At 35.5% G+C, this 16332-nt stretch carries 15 protein-coding genes; all 15 read right to left on the reverse strand.

Annotated elements, in window-relative coordinates:
* The 15 genes from KHA95_RS00870 to KHA95_RS00940 all read right to left on the reverse strand — a co-directional run bounded on the left by KHA95_RS00870 (nucleotide 1) and on the right by KHA95_RS00940 (nucleotide 16306).
* On the reverse strand, nucleotides 1-1011 hold the full coding sequence (locus KHA95_RS00870) for an ABC transporter permease (RefSeq protein ID WP_249316421.1): 1011 nt from the start codon (nucleotides 1009-1011) through the stop codon (nucleotides 1-3).
* Between the two features lie 4 nt (nucleotides 1012-1015).
* Complete coding sequence (locus KHA95_RS00875; protein ID WP_249316423.1) at nucleotides 1016-2512, reverse strand: sugar ABC transporter ATP-binding protein; 1497 nt, start codon at nucleotides 2510-2512, stop codon at nucleotides 1016-1018.
* A gap of 58 nt (nucleotides 2513-2570) precedes the next feature.
* Nucleotides 2571-3581, reverse strand: coding sequence for a substrate-binding domain-containing protein (locus KHA95_RS00880; RefSeq protein ID WP_213135592.1), 1011 nt, complete (start codon nucleotides 3579-3581; stop codon nucleotides 2571-2573).
* A 79-nt stretch (nucleotides 3582-3660) separates the two neighbouring features.
* Nucleotides 3661-4620: a LacI family DNA-binding transcriptional regulator gene (locus tag KHA95_RS00885; RefSeq protein WP_213135593.1), complete on the reverse strand. Its 960-nt coding sequence runs from the start codon at nucleotides 4618-4620 to the stop codon at nucleotides 3661-3663.
* A gap of 330 nt (nucleotides 4621-4950) precedes the next feature.
* Nucleotides 4951-6114: an iron-containing alcohol dehydrogenase gene (locus KHA95_RS00890; RefSeq protein ID WP_213135594.1), complete on the reverse strand. Its 1164-nt coding sequence runs from the start codon at nucleotides 6112-6114 to the stop codon at nucleotides 4951-4953.
* Between the two features lie 35 nt (nucleotides 6115-6149).
* Nucleotides 6150-6818, reverse strand: coding sequence for an HAD family hydrolase (locus KHA95_RS00895; RefSeq protein ID WP_213135595.1), 669 nt, complete (start codon nucleotides 6816-6818; stop codon nucleotides 6150-6152).
* Nucleotides 6819-6885: 67 nt separating this feature from the next.
* A complete protein-coding gene (gene hxlB / locus KHA95_RS00900; RefSeq protein WP_349305414.1) occupies nucleotides 6886-7449 on the reverse strand; it encodes a 6-phospho-3-hexuloisomerase in 564 nt (187 codons plus the stop codon).
* Complete coding sequence (hxlA, locus tag KHA95_RS00905) at nucleotides 7406-8089, reverse strand: 3-hexulose-6-phosphate synthase (RefSeq protein ID WP_213135597.1); 684 nt, start codon at nucleotides 8087-8089, stop codon at nucleotides 7406-7408. The genes hxlB and hxlA overlap by 44 nt, the downstream gene beginning before the upstream one ends.
* A gap of 15 nt (nucleotides 8090-8104) precedes the next feature.
* On the reverse strand, nucleotides 8105-9271 hold the full coding sequence (locus KHA95_RS22770; protein ID WP_213135598.1) for a mannitol-1-phosphate 5-dehydrogenase: 1167 nt from the start codon (nucleotides 9269-9271) through the stop codon (nucleotides 8105-8107).
* Nucleotides 9271-9705, reverse strand: a complete 435-nt coding sequence (locus KHA95_RS00915; RefSeq protein WP_213135599.1) for a PTS mannitol transporter subunit IIA — start codon at nucleotides 9703-9705, stop codon at nucleotides 9271-9273. Before KHA95_RS00915 ends, KHA95_RS22770 begins: the two co-directional genes overlap by 1 nt.
* Nucleotides 9706-9720: 15 nt before the next feature.
* Nucleotides 9721-11784: a BglG family transcription antiterminator gene (locus KHA95_RS00920; RefSeq protein WP_213135600.1), complete on the reverse strand. Its 2064-nt coding sequence runs from the start codon at nucleotides 11782-11784 to the stop codon at nucleotides 9721-9723.
* Nucleotides 11785-11797: 13 nt separating this feature from the next.
* Nucleotides 11798-13264: a PTS transporter subunit EIIC gene (locus tag KHA95_RS00925; RefSeq protein WP_249316424.1), complete on the reverse strand. Its 1467-nt coding sequence runs from the start codon at nucleotides 13262-13264 to the stop codon at nucleotides 11798-11800.
* A gap of 809 nt (nucleotides 13265-14073) precedes the next feature.
* Nucleotides 14074-14514: a thioredoxin domain-containing protein gene (locus KHA95_RS00930; protein WP_213135601.1), complete on the reverse strand. Its 441-nt coding sequence runs from the start codon at nucleotides 14512-14514 to the stop codon at nucleotides 14074-14076.
* Nucleotides 14515-14542: 28 nt separating this feature from the next.
* Nucleotides 14543-15691, reverse strand: a complete 1149-nt coding sequence (locus KHA95_RS00935) for an LLM class flavin-dependent oxidoreductase (RefSeq protein WP_213135602.1) — start codon at nucleotides 15689-15691, stop codon at nucleotides 14543-14545.
* Nucleotides 15692-15751: 60 nt separating this feature from the next.
* Nucleotides 15752-16306, reverse strand: coding sequence for an NADPH-dependent FMN reductase (locus tag KHA95_RS00940; RefSeq protein ID WP_213135603.1), 555 nt, complete (start codon nucleotides 16304-16306; stop codon nucleotides 15752-15754).
* Nucleotides 16307-16332 lie beyond the last annotated feature (26 nt).

Raw genomic sequence — 16332 nt, forward strand, 5'->3', positions numbered from 1 at the left:
TTATTTTTTATTACCATATGAATCAATTAAAGCCGCTAACAGAATTACAAGTCCCATCATAAGACCTTGATAATGTGAAGAAATATTCATTAAATTCATACCAGTATTGATCACATTGATTAAGAGTACTCCCACCATCGTTCCGTAAACTGTTCCTCGTCCTCCCATCAAACTAGACCCGCCAATAACAACGGCAGCAATAGCCATTAACTCAAGATTTGATCCCGCTAATGGGGTCCCAGAACCTAAACGAGCAGTCATAAGTATGCCAGCGATCCCAGATAGAAAACCTGCAATGATATAAACCGATAATTCAATTCGTTTAACATTAATTCCAGAAAGCTCTGCTGACTTTTTATTATTTCCAATTGCGTAAACATGTCTTCCAAAAATGGTATACCGCAGGATATAATGAGAAATGAGAAATATTGTAACTGGTATCAATATCATTATTGGTATCCCTATAATTTCTCCGGATCTTAAATATTTAAAAAAGGCGTTATCATAAATAGAAATGGTCTTTGCATCGGTATATACCATCGCGACGGATCTGGCAGCAGCCATCATAGCGAGTGTTACAATAAATGGTGCCATATTAAATCGTGTGATGAAAAAGCCATTAATTAAGCCACAAACCGCACCAATAAATATGGTAGCTATTAATACAACAAATATGGGTACCCCACCGCTAACCATACCTGCAGCAATAACACTGGTTAGTCCTAAAACAGCACCCACTCCTAGATCAATCCCCGAGGTAATGATGACAAATGTCATACCTATTGCCACGACTCCCATGATTGCACTCTGGAGTAGAATATTAGTAAAGTTATTTAGTGATAAAAATTGTCCCGATGTAACTGATAAAATACAACAAATTAAAAGAAGAGCTAATAATACTTTATTTTTAAATAATAATTCTAAGGCAATGTTTTGTTTATTTTCATTATTGATTCCTGATTGAGGATTCGTATTATCTAAGTCATGGGTTATTGATTTCCTGACTTCCAATTCCTTACACCCCTTTCGTTGCCAATTTCATTATTTTCTCAGCAGTAACTTCCTCTTTCTTATATTCACCAGTTATTTTCCCTCTTGCCATTACTACAACACGATCACTAATCCCTAGAACCTCGGGTAACTCTGAAGAAATCATGATAATTGATGTACCCATTCGTGTAATTTCATTCATAATTTTATATATTTCTTGCTTAGCTCTTATGTCAATTCCTCTCGTAGGTTCATCAAGAATTAAAATTTCGGGCTTAGTCTCCAACCATTTGGCAATGATAGCTTTTTGTTGATTGCCACCACTCAAGTTTGATAGCTTAGCCTTCGAAGAAGGGGTTTTTATCTCTAGTTTAGAAATGTAGCGATCAGCAATCATCTTTTCTTTTACAAATTTAATATTCTTAAAAGATCCTAGAATATTTTTTAAAACTACTATACTTATATTTTCAGCAACAGAAAAATCCCCTATCATTCCTTGTTGTCTGCGATCTTCTGGAACAAATCCTATTTTTAATCGAATCGAATCCCTAGTAGATTTTATAGAAACTTTCTTTCCATTAATATAAGTTTCGCCCCAGTCCTTTTTTCTAAAGCCAAATAACCCCTCCATTAATTCTGTTCTTCCGGCACCCATAAGACCAGAGAAGCCAAGTATTTCTCCTTTATACAGTTTAAAGGAGGCGTTATCGATCACTCCCTTTATCGTTAATTTTTTAACTTCTAATGCTACTTCCTTTTGTTTATTTATGTAGTTTCTTTCCGGATAAATACTAGTCATTGCTCTTCCAACTAGCATCTTTACAATTTCATCCGTTGTTAATTCACTTGTCAGTCCTTCTCCAGCATTTTTTCCGTCGCGTAAAACAAGTACACGATCACAAATTTCATAAATTTCTTCCATACGATGGGAAATATAAACTATGGCAATTCCCTTTTTCTTTAAGGCTCTAATAATATCAAATAATTTTTTCGCTTCTTGTTCAGTAATCGCTGACGTAGGTTCGTCCATTACGAGGATCTTCGAATTAAAAGATAATGCTTTTGCTATTTCTACTAATTGTTGGCTCGCTACTGTCATTTCTCCTACAATTGCGTTAGGATCAATATGAAATCCTAATTCATCGAGTAATTCCTTTGTATCTCTATATAGCTTTTTTCTATTTAAGTTGATCCCATTTCTAGGCAAAGAATGAATATAAATATTTTCAGCGACAGATAAGAAAGGTAATAGATTCAATTCTTGATGAATAATGCTGATACCAAATTTTTGCGCTTCCTTCGTATTAATTAACAGAACTTTATTTCCTTCTAGATAAATTTCTCCTTGGTCAGGGGTGTACACCCCGCTGAGAATTTTCATTAATGTAGACTTTCCTGCCCCATTCTCACCTAATAACCCAAGTACCTCGCCAGTATTTATAGTAAAATTTACCGATTCTAACGCCTGTACTCCGGGGAAGCCTTTAGAAATATTTTTCATAGACAGTAAAGTTTTTTTCAAACATTCCATCCCCCTTATTTATATAAAAAGGGGAGTAAATCCCCTCTCTTTCATTCAATTATTTTAACTCCTTAGCCCATAAATCTTCTGTTTCAACGTTGTCCTTTGTAACTAAGAAATTTCGTGTAAATGTATGTTCTTCCACACTATTTCCCGCCAAATATTCTTTTACATACTCTACTGCCATCTCGCCCATCTTAATTGGTACTTGTGAAATTGTTGCATCAATGGACCCATTCTCAATACCTTGAATCGCTTGGCGGTTTCCATCAATACCGATAACAAAAATATGCTTATCATCATCAAGCGGTTTAAATCTACCTGCTTGTTCTATTGCATTAGCTGCACCGACTGCATTGTCATCGTTGTGTCCAAAAACCGCATCAATATCACTATTTGCCTGTAAAATATTTGTCATTACATTAAGCGCTTTTTCTTGATTAAAATCAGCTGGCTGTCTTGCTATTATTTTTATATTCGGATACTTTTCTTCCATTTGTTTATTAAAGCCTTCTCCCCGGTCTCTTGCGGCTGTAGAACCTTGTAAACCTTGAAGTTCAACAACATTCCCTGTATAATCACCGTAGCGTTCTTTTAACTGCTCCGCTATATAGTCAGCTGCTTTCATTCCCATCTCCACATTATCTGTTTCTAAAAATGCTAGCAGTTCTCCGGCAGTTGCACCGCGGTCGATCGCAACTACTGGTATATCAGCAGCATTAGCTACCTCAATTGCTGGAACAATTGCTTCAGCATCTTGTGGATTCACTAATATAGCATCGACTCCCTGTTGTACAAGATCTTCAATATCCGAAATTTGTTTAGCACTATCATTGTTAGCGTTTACACTAATCAGTTCAAAACCTTGCTGCTCAGCACCTTGTTCCACTCCTTGCTTTAACGCTACAAAAAAATCTATATCTTGTGTTGAATTAGATAAACCAATTTTCACCTTATCTTTATCATTTCCATTATCTGTTTTGGTTTCCCCAGTTGCTCCCTCTTCAGAATTACATGCCACTAAAAATAGAACAGCCAAAACTACCATTAATATTAAGCTTTTCCTCATTTTAATCCCCTCATTTTCAATTTTATTAGAAAGTTACCTTTTAATCTTTCATCCTTCACCTCCTTTAAAAAGAAACACTTTACTCATTAATTTTTAATGTTATGTAAAAGTATTTACTTGTTATTTTTGTTTGATCGATAATTTTGTCAAATAACACATCTAACGCTACACTTACTAATTCATCTGGTTGCTCTATTGCTGTCCGTAGTTTAGGTGATAATAAACCATAGGGATCTACTTCCCCAAAGCCAGATACCTCCATATTCTTGTCCCATTTACTTAAAATTTTAACAGCTTCCGCTAATAAAACAGGATTCGAAGCAATGATACATTCTGCCATTTCTGCTCTATGTAATTGCTCCTTAATATAACTAGCTAAGTCATTACATCCGTTTCTAATATCTATTTCTACGAATATTTGATTGGCTTTATTAAGTCCAAAATGTTCAATTGTCTTTTTAAACCCTTTAATACGTGATAATTCAATCGAATCACTTTGAGGACCGTGTAAAAATATAAAGTTTTGGTTTCCCTTAAAAACCAGCGGTTCAATAAGCTTTCTACAAATATCTACATTTTCATGCATAACCGTTGTAATTTGATATTGCTTCAGACTCCTTTCCAATAAAACAATAGGGATCGAAGATGGTATTTCTACATCAGTAAGCTCCTCACTAGAAGGATATAGTAAAATACCATCCACCCGTTTCTCAATAAGCCATTGGAGTAGCTTTATCTCTCTACTAATCTCATTATTAGTGGAACAGTAAATGATTTTATAACCCATTCTTGCTGTAATACTTTCAATTGATTTTAAAATTCTCAAAAGGTAAATATCTTCTAGATTAGGCAATACCACCCCAATAAGATTAGTTTTTGCGTTCTTTAGACTTCTAGCTATCCCATTCGGCTTATAATTCAATAAAGAAATGGCTAGTAATACTCTTTCTTTAATTTCCGGACTAACGTATCCCGACCTATTCACAACTTTTGATACAGTTCCTAATGAAACTCCAGCCGCTTTTGCAACATCTTTCATTGTTGAATTAATAACAAATCACCTCATAATGAAACGTTTCATTATTTCAAAACCTTCCCCCTTACACAACATATCTCGAGATATGTTGTTAATTATTAAAAATAATCAGTTTTTAATAGAGTGAAACGTTTCATTCGTAATTAATTAAAATATACTACACTAACTTTCGTTTTTCAATAGGGAAAATTGCAAAAATTCATAATTTAAGGAAACCAATCCATATTCTACTTTTTCTACAAAATTTATCTCAGGGAAAAATAGCAGCACTCTCCTCATTCCAATCTTGTTTTTTATTTATCACAAAAAAATAAAGGAGTGACATACACTCCTTTACAAACACAACTCCAATATCCGGAATACATCATCCTGATTAAGCTTCTTAAAGTTTCCTATCGGTCCGTACTTCACACATTTTTCTGCCATTTCTTCAAATTTTTCATTTGAAATGTTTAGTTCGCTTAGCTTGGTCGGTAAAGCAATTTCTTTTAGAAAATTTTCATATCGGCTAATTCCTTCTAATATGATCGATTCTTCGTCTCCGAATGAGTGTTCAACATCCCATACTCTAGTGGAAAATTGAACAAACCGCTCAGGATTTTCTTTGTATACATATCTCATCCAGCCTGGAAAGATGGCAGCCAAGCCTGCTCCATGTGCTACATCATATATGCCGCTTACTTCGTGCTCAATCATATGTGTTCCCCAATCGCCTACTCGGCCCGTATCTAACAGCCCATTATGAGCAAGTGTTCCGGCCCACATAATTTCTGCTCTTGCATCATAATTCTCTGGTTCTTCTAGTACGATACGCGCTTGATCAATAACTGTCTTTAAGGTCGCTTCACACAAACGATCAGTTAAATCGGTATGTTCCACATTCGTAAAGTAGCGTTCCATTACATGTGACATAATATCTGCCACCCCACACATTGTTTGGAATTTAGGCAACGTATACGTAAGTTCTGGATTTAAAATAGCAAAAGCTGGTTTAATGACGTCAGTATCCAAAGGACGCTTATACCAACCATCTTCATTCGTTATGACTGAGCTTCCACTCGCCTCACTGCCTGCCGCCGCAATAGTTAATACAACACCTATCGGCAATGTTTCTTTAGGCAGGGCCTTTTTTGTATAAAAATCCCATACGTCACCTTTATATCGCATTCCTACACCAATGGCCTTTGCGGAATCAATTACGCTACCACCGCCAACAGCAAGAATAAAATCAATATCGTGCGTTTTACATATTTCTATTCCCTGCCGGACAAGTGTTAGTCTAGGATTAGGCTTTACATCCGATAACTCCTGATATTTAATACCTTCTTTTTTCAGCGATGAAATAATCGCATCATAAACTCCATTATTTTTAATACTCCCTCCTCCATAATGAAGCAAAATATTATTACTATACTTTTTTACTTCCTCTCCAATATTTACATGCGTATTCTTTCCAAAAATAATATTTGTTGGTTGACTGTACGTAAAATTCTCCAAATCGTTTCCCCCTTTTTCCCCAATGGTATAATGTATTACTTATTATAAAAATTCACTACTCTTTTAATCACTTCATCTAATGTCATATCATTTTTTGACTTCATTTTAAAGAGTACTCTCTCATCAAAGGTTAAAATTTTGGTAGCTTCGTTTGGTACGATTACACATGGAATTCCCGCTTTAATCGCTGCTAAAGAGCCGTTTGGAGAATCCTCGAAAACAACTGCCTCGTTTGGATGAATGTTAAAATAATCGAGGACCGTCTGATAAAGCTCCGGATCTGGTTTAATTTTACTTACATCGTCTGCCGTGCAAATAAAGTCAAAATAATCTCTTATTCCCAATCGTTTCATATGAGTTTCAATCCAGTCTTTAGAAGAGCTAGATGCGACTGCTGTGCGCAGGCCTATTTCTCTCGCCCGTTTTAAATAATCGATCACTCCTTCTCGCGGCACTGTCCCCTCCAATAACAGTTGATATCTTTTATTAAATTGACTTTCAAGATTCTTTTTATTTTCAGTTGGATAGTGAGTTAACAATGTTTCATAAGGGTCAAATACCATCGCGCCGCCAATATTCTTTCCCCATTCCTTTATTGGAAAAATTAATTGATGCTCATTATAGAATTCTTCGTATGCTTTAATAATAGCAGTTTCCGTATCTAAAATTAATCCATCGAAGTCAAAAATGACAGATTTTATCATAGAAAAACTCCCTTCTTAACTTCATGCTCCAAAAAGGAGGCGGCGATCCACCTCCTTTTAAAGACACCTATTCTAAATTTGCATGTCTTGCAAACATTTGCTCATTTGTTTGTCCAGTTCTGATCTGAAGCTCTAGAATAATACTGTCATATACGAGCCAGGTTAGTTGTTCAAAAGAAGAGCCTAGTGGTTGAACAGAAGCGATTTTATCCGTTTTATTGTCCGATTTTGCTGTAACACCCGGAAGTTTAATGATCGTCGAAGCTAAACGTCCAATCGTATGCTCTGGAAAAATAGTGACTGTTGCTAGGTCAACTCCCTTTGTAAAAGCTGTTTCAGCCATCGTTACTAAGCTCTTTGTTTCACCTGAACCGGATCCAATTATTAACAAATCTCCCTTTTGGATTGACGGGGTCGTTGGCTCTCCAACAAAGAAAACGATAAAACCTAGATGCATTAATCGATTTGAAAATGCTCGAGCAACAAAACCAGAACGGCCAGCACCTGCTACGAATATTCTCTTTGCTTTAATAATTGCTTCTACTAAAGCATCGAGCTGATCCTGATTTACTTCTTTTGCATCTTCTTCAAGCTCTTGAATAATCGTTAATAAGTGATTTCTTTGGCTCACCATTTTTACCTCCCTTTACCATTGCATTTTTTATTGCCATTGCCTCAGCTACGGGATCTTCTGCATTTGTGATGCCTGATCCAACGATAATCACATCTGGTTGGTGGGCGACATATAAATCGACCGTATGTCGGTTTATTCCGCCAGCAACAGCAATCTTCGCCTCTTTTACATGCTTTTTCATCAATTTCAAATCGTCAAGCGGTTGTCTTCCTGCCGCTTGCTGATCGGCACCTGTATGGACTGCTACATAATGAGCTTTTATTTCCTCCATTTCTCGTATTTTACTAGGTAAATCTTGGATACAAATCATATCGACCACGATTTGCTTTCCGTGCTTATAAGCTGCTTCAATACTCGCTTTTGCTGTTAAAATATCCGTTACACCTAGTACCGTTGCATAATCGGCTCCAGCTTCAAAAGCCATTTTCGCCTCGAAGTATCCTCCATCCATAATTTTCAGATCAGCCAATATTTCCTTATTCGGAAAATACCTTTTCATTTCCCGAACGGCTCTCATTCCTTCTCTCATAACAAGTGGGGTCCCTATTTCAATAATATCTATGTAGTCTTTCACCTTCTCGACTAATAAAAGAGAATCGACTAATGTTAACTCATCTAAAGCTAATTGTAGTTTCATAACATCATCTCCATTTTACTTATTTTTGATTGATTGCAGTTCATCACACATCGCTAGAATAGAAGTGAAGAGATTAGAGCTTGGATCTATATTCGTATAATAAACAAGAGCCTGCTCCATTCCTTCCGTTGCTATATAATGTTGTAATTCTATTGCTTGTTTATCATTTGGATAATCAAAAAGAAAGGCAGCAGCAATTCCTTTACACAAAGCTTGATTATTTATATTAAATTCTTCGCATGCCAAGGCTGGTCCAACTAACCGATCATTTGGATGAAGCTTCCGAATTGGTGACCGTGCTACACGTGAAATCGGATCTTGAACACCATCAGTCATAAACCTACCGAGAACGAATGTAATGTACGCTTGCAAGTCCTCCCAAGAAAATCCATATTTAACAGAAAGCATTTCAGCAGATTCGTTTACCGCTGCTACTACATTCTCGTAAATTTTCTTATCTGCAAATGCTTCTTGCACAAACTCGTATCCTTCCAAATACCCTAAATAGGCGGCAATTGCATGGGCACAATTCGTAATATACAATTTTCTTTCTAAGTACTTTTGAAGATTTGTCGTATAAATGGCCCCTTTGATCGGTTCCTTTAAAGGATTTGTCAGTTTACTTTTTTCAATGACCAATTCATAATCATTGCCAATTTCAACTGCTTTACCACCATTTATTTCTACTTCAAAAACCATTCGATCTACGGCAGTATTAGGAAAACAAGCGATTTGCTTCAGTTCATCTAAGGTAATCGGGACTTGGCTGTCTAAAATGGCCTTTTTTAATATATCTGAGGCAAATAATGCATTCTCACAAGCGAGCACATTCAATTTTTTCTTATTTTTTTCCAGACGGATTTTTAACCCCTTTGCAATTAACGGTGCGACTTTAACTAAATTATCTGCCCATACTGAAGTCGTTAAAGTTTCAGCTTCAACAATCGCCTCAATCACCTTACTTTCATCCGTTCTTGGAGATAAAGCACTTACATTTGAAATGACCTTTTTACGATATCCTTCCTCTAGATAATAAAGGTCGTACGTTTGTGTCTCATTAATTTGAGTTATTAGTTCCGCAGAAACATCTACAAAGATGATTTCATAGCCGGAATCAAAAAGTAGATCCCCTATAAAACCTCTGCCTATTGCTCCAGCCCCAAAATGAATTGCTTTTCCCACTATAACGCCCCCTTAAGTAACTCGATAATTTCTTCTTTCGTTTCAGCATTTTTTAATATTTCGATATTATCCAACTCTGAACAGACTAGGGCAATATTACTTAATATTTCTAAATGCTCATTCTCTTTTCCCGCAATTCCGATAATAATATAAGCCAATTTATCCTCTCCAAAACTCACACCTTCGGGAACTTGCACAAAAGAAATACCGGAGCGCTTTATTTTACTCTGTGATTCATTTACTCCATGGGGAATTGACACATGGTTGCCCATGTAAGTAGACATAATCTCCTCCCGTTGCAGCATATCCAAAATATAATCTTCAGTAACATAGTCATTGTTGACTAAGATCTCCCCAGCTGCTTTAATCGCCTCTGTCTTATTATTAAAAGATGCATTCATTTGGATATTTTTTTCATCAAAAATACTTTTCATTATATAAAGTCCCTTCTATACTTTTTCAATTAGATGCTCCTTGATTCTTTGTTCGATGATAAGTTTTAATTTCTCCTTTTTATCTGTCTCAAAAGAATGAACAATAGCTGGATCATCAATCATCATCATCGTTACATCACTTAAAAGGTTAATTAAAAGTACATGACTATCAGCCGGATATACCATCGCAATGATCGATCGAATGTTGGAAATATTTTTCGAGCCAAACGTGTAATCCCCATCTTTCTCCAGTCTTAAAACGGATAAATATGGATTTTTTAGTTTCTTTGAAAAAAATTCAAAATAAGCGAGACTAGTATTAGGTATGACAAAATAATGATTCTTATCTTTTATAGCCTCTGTAATTTCATTTGCAGTAAGAATAACCTTTCTCTTAAACAAATCATCCTGAATAAGCTCCAACACATTTGCTTCTCTCTTTAAAACTGAAATCACTTCAAAGTTGTCTAGTAAATGGATACCCCAATTCGTCATCTCCCTTATTTCTTTTAAAGATAACGTGATTTCTCGTCGTTGTTTTATTTGACGAATATTCATTTGGCTTTGGTTTCGCCTTTTCTCATTTTTCAGTTTTAAAATCCTCTCCTTTATTTGACTCACTTCTTTTGAATTGAGTAAGGGAGATACCATGATATATTGGTTTTCAGGTAAAAATAACGGGATCGTGGAAACAACTAAATCATATTCCTCTAGATTTTCCTCGTGCAGATGAATGAGTGGAATGATCTTCTTAATAAAAATTTCCGGGCTCTCTCTTTCTAACCTACTAGCTAACATTTTCGAAGAGCCCATCCCACTCGAACAAACTACCAAAATGTTCAAAATTTTTTCCGTGCCTTTATCCTTCGAAACAATAAAATATAGAGTTAGATATCCTATCTCTGAAGAAGGAAATCGTTCTCTTGAGAAGACTTGTTCAATACTCGCTTTAACAGCTTCATAGAGGCTCTTATATGTTGTTTCGATTTCCTCCTGCATTGGATTCGATAAAATAATTCCTTGTTCAATTCTTAAAAGTGTCTTATCTAAATGTTTTCGAATGCTTTCAAATAAATTATGATCACCACTAAAATGAAAACCTAGTTTATTTTCAACCTCATAAATGAGCTCTCTAACTTTTTGTGTAAGATTATCTTCGGCTAAACCATTAAAATAATGGCGTGAGTCTTTATCTAATGTAATACCAATCATCCATGTTAAATATTTCTTTTCACTTGTATTAAGATTGATTTCAAAGCATTTCTTAAGAAAATTTTCCAATCTATTTACCATATCATGATAATAAGAGTCTTTAGGAATAGACGTATTGAAATGCATGTAGTCACTTTCTTTAGCTTTCGATAAAATCATTCTAGTTAACAAAAACACAAATTCCTTAAAGTGTGGGTCTGTACTTTTAATTTGAACATCTTTAATTAGTTCACGGGTAAATAGATAAACCTCTTTTAATGGCTTCTTATACTGATACTTTTCTAAAAGCGAAAGAAACATTTGATTGGGATAACTGGCATCATTTAAAATCCAATCAAAAAATATATCAAACTCAACATTCCTCAAAATTAATCCTGTTATATAGTGGTTTTTTAAAATAGGATTTCCGTCTATAAAAAAGCCTTCTCCCCGTTTCCTTCTAAAAGTCACGTTTAGATCTTTAACCATCTGCTCTACTTCACGTAAATCATTTCTAATTGTTTGTATAGAAACTTCTAAATTAATCGCCATTGCTTGGGCCTTTATATAATCGTTTTGATGTAATAACTCGATTAACAGTAAATCACGTCTTTCTTGCGGGCTATATTCATAGCCAATCGTTGATTCATTGAGGGAAGTATTCATCGAATCAATCCATTCCCTCTTTCCAAGCAATTTCATCCCTTTCCCCGGAACGGTTTCTAATCTAATATGATGACGATTTAAAAAGGTTGTAATATCAGGGATCTCTCTGTAAATTGTTCGCTCCGTCAATTGTAATTTATTCGCAATATCTTTAACCGTCATATACCCGTTGGATCTTATTAATAAATGAATCACCGCCCGAGTACGAGATGAAACAACCATAGAAACCACCTACTTACTGATATTTTTTTAGCTTTTCAACAATCCGATCATATTCACTGTTATCTAAAAAATTTTCAATCGTAAAGAGCGGAATATCCTTATTTTTTATAATAGAACGGACACGATCTTCTAATATTGCATTTGTAATAATGACATCTACATCGTTTGGAATATGATCAACAGAGACATTTTTAATGTCTATATTAAGCATCGCTTTCCTAGCTTTTGTTTTTAAAATGGACGCTCCCATAACACTAGAACCCATCCCAGCATCGCACGCAATAATAACTTGATGAATCGCTTTTCCTTTAAGAAGGGAATCTTGATTAGTCTCTTCTTTCTGTTGATGAGCCGTTACATTTGAAAACTGATTGATTGATGAGGTCGCGATAGCATTATCCTCATCCTCAATCACTTTTGATTTATCAAGCTTTAAGAAAAATGTAACGACGAGAAATGAGGCTAAGACTGCAACGAAATAAGCAGTAATATTAATAATAAAGGCCCCTTTAGGAGTCATCATTAATAAAGCAAGAAAACTACCTGGTGACACAGCCGCAACAGTTCCTCCATGAAATAGTTGTAAAATTAGCAAGGCGAGGGCATTTCCAATAATAGGACCTAAAATAACGACTGGTTTCATTAAAGCATAAGGAAAAGCTACTTCACCAATCCCTCCGAGAAATAAAATTCCAGACGCAGCCGGTGCAGATTTTTTTGCCACTCCTTTACCAAAAAAACAAAATGCCAATAATAATCCAAGCCAAGTTCCACCGTTCGCTTCAACTAAAAATAAAATCGATCTTCCCGTACTTGCTGCTTGCTCAATCCCTAACGGAATCATAATCCCATGATTCACTGCGTTATTTAAAAACAACACCTGTGCCGGTTGAACAAATATACTTGTCAACGGAATAAGATTCCGAGTAGTCGCCCAATCTACTCCAGTAGATAATACGTTTAGAATAATAGAGAAAATTGGTTCAACGGCAACGAAACCAATGAGCATGATCATTGCTCCGAAAATTCCTAAAGAAAAATTATCAACTAACATTTCCATCCCTGGTTTTATTTTACCTTTGAAAATTCCATCAATCTTTTTCATGATTATAGCTCCCAATGGCCCCATAATCATGCCACCAATAAGCATTGTAATGTCAGCACCGATAACAACACCCATCGTCGCAATTGCGCCAATGACACCGCCTCTTCTTCCATAAACGTTATAACCACCTGTAAAACCGATTAAAACGGGCAACAGATATGTAAGCGTCGGGCCAACCAATTGATTCAAATGTTCATTTGGTAACCATCCTGTCGGTATAAATAATGCAGCCAATAATCCCCAAGCAATAAATGCTCCTATATTGGGCATGACCATCGCACTTAAAAACCCACCCATTTTTTGAACTCTGGCTCTAAATGAAAGTTTTGGCTCCTTAGCTGTCGCCGCCATTGCACCATTCATTTCAAGTTCCATCCCAACAACCCCCTCAAATTTTCGTATAAAAGTGAATTACGATCTTTATAAAGAAAAAAATCAACGTGAACAAACATTATTAAGTTTTCACTTATTCGTCCTCCTCTTTCATCAGTAAGCGCTTACTAATAATGATAGAATGACATAATTTAAACATCAATCATTCATAGTGTCATAATTTTCAGAGTTCATGTTGACATTTTTATTACTTAAATAAATTAATCGGCTGCAACGCCTGCTATTTTTGGAGTAACCTCTTAAATGAAATTAAAATAGCGGAGATTCCTATGAGGTGATTTATAGTAGGATAAAAATGAAATGTTTTAAGATAGTATTCACGCAATGATACTTAAATCAAGTATGCATGCAAGGAGTATAAACACACTCCTAAAAGAACAAAACTAACTACAATTGCTGAAATTTCCGGAATGTTATAATTAGGTAAATTAAATCTAATGTTCGAGTTTTTTTAACTTCCAGCACATAAAATATAAGCCAATCGACTCCTTAATAAAGGATCTAAATTTTAATGACTAAGGAAAAGGATAATCAGTATAGCTCAATTTTTATCCTACTTGAATGTCAACACGGCCACGTTTTCCAATTCAACTAGGGAGAGGGCAAGATATATTATATAGGAATAAGCACAGCGCATTTACTCCTTTTATATTCAACCTGCATCAAGTCGTTCGCGAATTTTGCATACTCTGAAATAAAGTGAAAAAGCACATCATTCCAGCTTCTCCATTTAAATAATGTGGAGAAATATCTGAATTAATGTGCTCATTTATGGTAATTTTTATTAATTGCTATTGAGTTATTAACTTTCTTAAACCATTGTGGATGTGTTCATTTGTCACCGTATTTTTGAATACTTTACTTAATAAATCATAATCATAACCCACAATTACCTGTTCACCTTCACCTTTAATTAATATAGGGGTCATTAGTAAAAATGGATGCACTTCCAATAAATCAATCATTTCATCTTTTGAAATCTTATTGTTTTGGATTTGGTTGATTCCTTCCTTTTCTTTACCTCTATTTGGGTTAACTAATAAATAAGAAAAAACATCCGGATAAACGGCCGATTGAATGCCACCTTCTAATAACTTATCAATTCTCTCAATTTCCTCTTTCGTTATTCGATAGATACTTTTCTCTTCAAACGGCAAATCATTATTTTTCAACCATTTTCTTGTAATCTCAGATGACGGATTCCCACGGCTTCCATACATTGTCCAACTCATAAAATTACCCCCAAAGATGATTAGTTTTTTATTTACTAGTGACTAAGGCCTCTTCTACTAGTTTCCTATATCCCGCTTGTTCTAACATTGGTAAAACGGTTTCATTAAAATAGGGCATTTCTTCTTCGTAATCAAGGAATGAAATTAGTGAACCTGACAACCCAGTATCGGACAACTCAATTATTTTTTCTGTTACTTGTTCAGGTGTACCAACTAGTGGCCAACCTGCCCATCCAGCCATAAAGTTCTCTCTTGCTTGGACTAAAAACTCCTTAGAGTTAGATCCTGATTCAATACCGAACATATCAGCAATTATATTTCCAGCTTCCCAGTCACCTTGTTCTCTGACGTAGTAATCATAAAAATCCCAAGCTTCTTTTTCCGTAGGCCGACAAACTACGAAACTAGTTGTGAACGTATTAATCTGGCGCTTATACTCTTCCCAAGCGTACTTCTTAATACTTTTAGTCCACTCTTTTGCATAATCAATTGATTCCGTAAAACCAAAGTTAAAATCAGTGAATCTAGCCGCATAATCCCTGCCAGCTGGCGAAGTGCCCGCACTTATTAAAACTGGTCTAGGGCTTTGACTTGGTTTTGGTGATTGCCAGCCATCTTTAATGGTAAAGAATTCTCCCTCATAGTCGAAATATTGCTCTGACCATAATTTTAGAACAATCTCCATCCATTCATTAACGTAACGATATCCTGTTGCATGATCCATTTTTGTTCCATTGAACATCTTCATTTCTGGGGGGAACCAGCCAACAACTGTATTAAGCCCAATTCTACCTTTTGATATATCATCAATAGTTGAAATCATTTTCGCTGCTGCAATGGGATGTACGGTTGGAACATGTGATGTGGTAAATAAATAAATTTTTTCAGTTACAGCAGCCATGGCTGCCGCCCACGTAAATGTCTCCATACAAGTTCCATTAAAATTACTTGCCCCACCAAACCCTCTCCACCTAGCAACAGGCACAATACACTCATATCCCGCATTTTCCATCATTTTAGCAATTCTAACATTTGTCTCAAAATTAGGTGTAAATGTAGTATCAGCTAATGTCATCGCGCAAGAGTTATTTACATTTGGACCAAATATACCCAATTTAAATTTATTATCATTAAACATTGGATTTCCAGCTTCTTTAAATCTTTCAAATCGGTTCAATTTACTACCTCCAATTAATTTATTTATAAAGATTTATCGCAATTTAGGATAATAATTCTTTTAATATAGACTGGGGCCAAGGGCCTTACCACGCGTTGATTTGGCCAAATTCACGATATCCTCACCTAACTCATAGGCCTTTTTTTTAATATGTTCATCAGCAATTTCACCATTTATCACTTCGACCTTAGAACAATATAAAATCCCGGGTATTGTGTGAACCTGAAAAAACGATAAAGCCGTTCTAAAGCCTAATTCCAATCCTAAATAATGATGGTCACTTCCTCCCGTTGCAATTAAACCAGCGGCCTTTCCTTTCATAAATTCAGTTGGAAGCAAATCAATCAGATTTTTCAAAGCTCCTGTCATCGTTCCTCGATACATTGGTGAACCGAATATATAAGCATCCGCATCGCGAATTTTTTCTAGAACATCTTTTGTACTGCTATTATAATGATCAAAAGGTCGGCCATCACAAAATTCGAGTTGTGTATCAGCTAGATCAATAACCTCGGTTTCAATACCATGTCCACGAACAGACCTTAATACCTCATTAATCAAAGCGCGGGTTCGCCGACTTGTTGCCGCACTTCCACTCACACCAATAATTTTCAAATTAAGCACCTTCTTAATGGAAATAA

The organism is Bacillus sp. FJAT-50079, assembly GCF_018343515.1.
Lineage (GTDB): Bacteria > Bacillota > Bacilli > Bacillales > Bacillaceae_C > Lederbergia.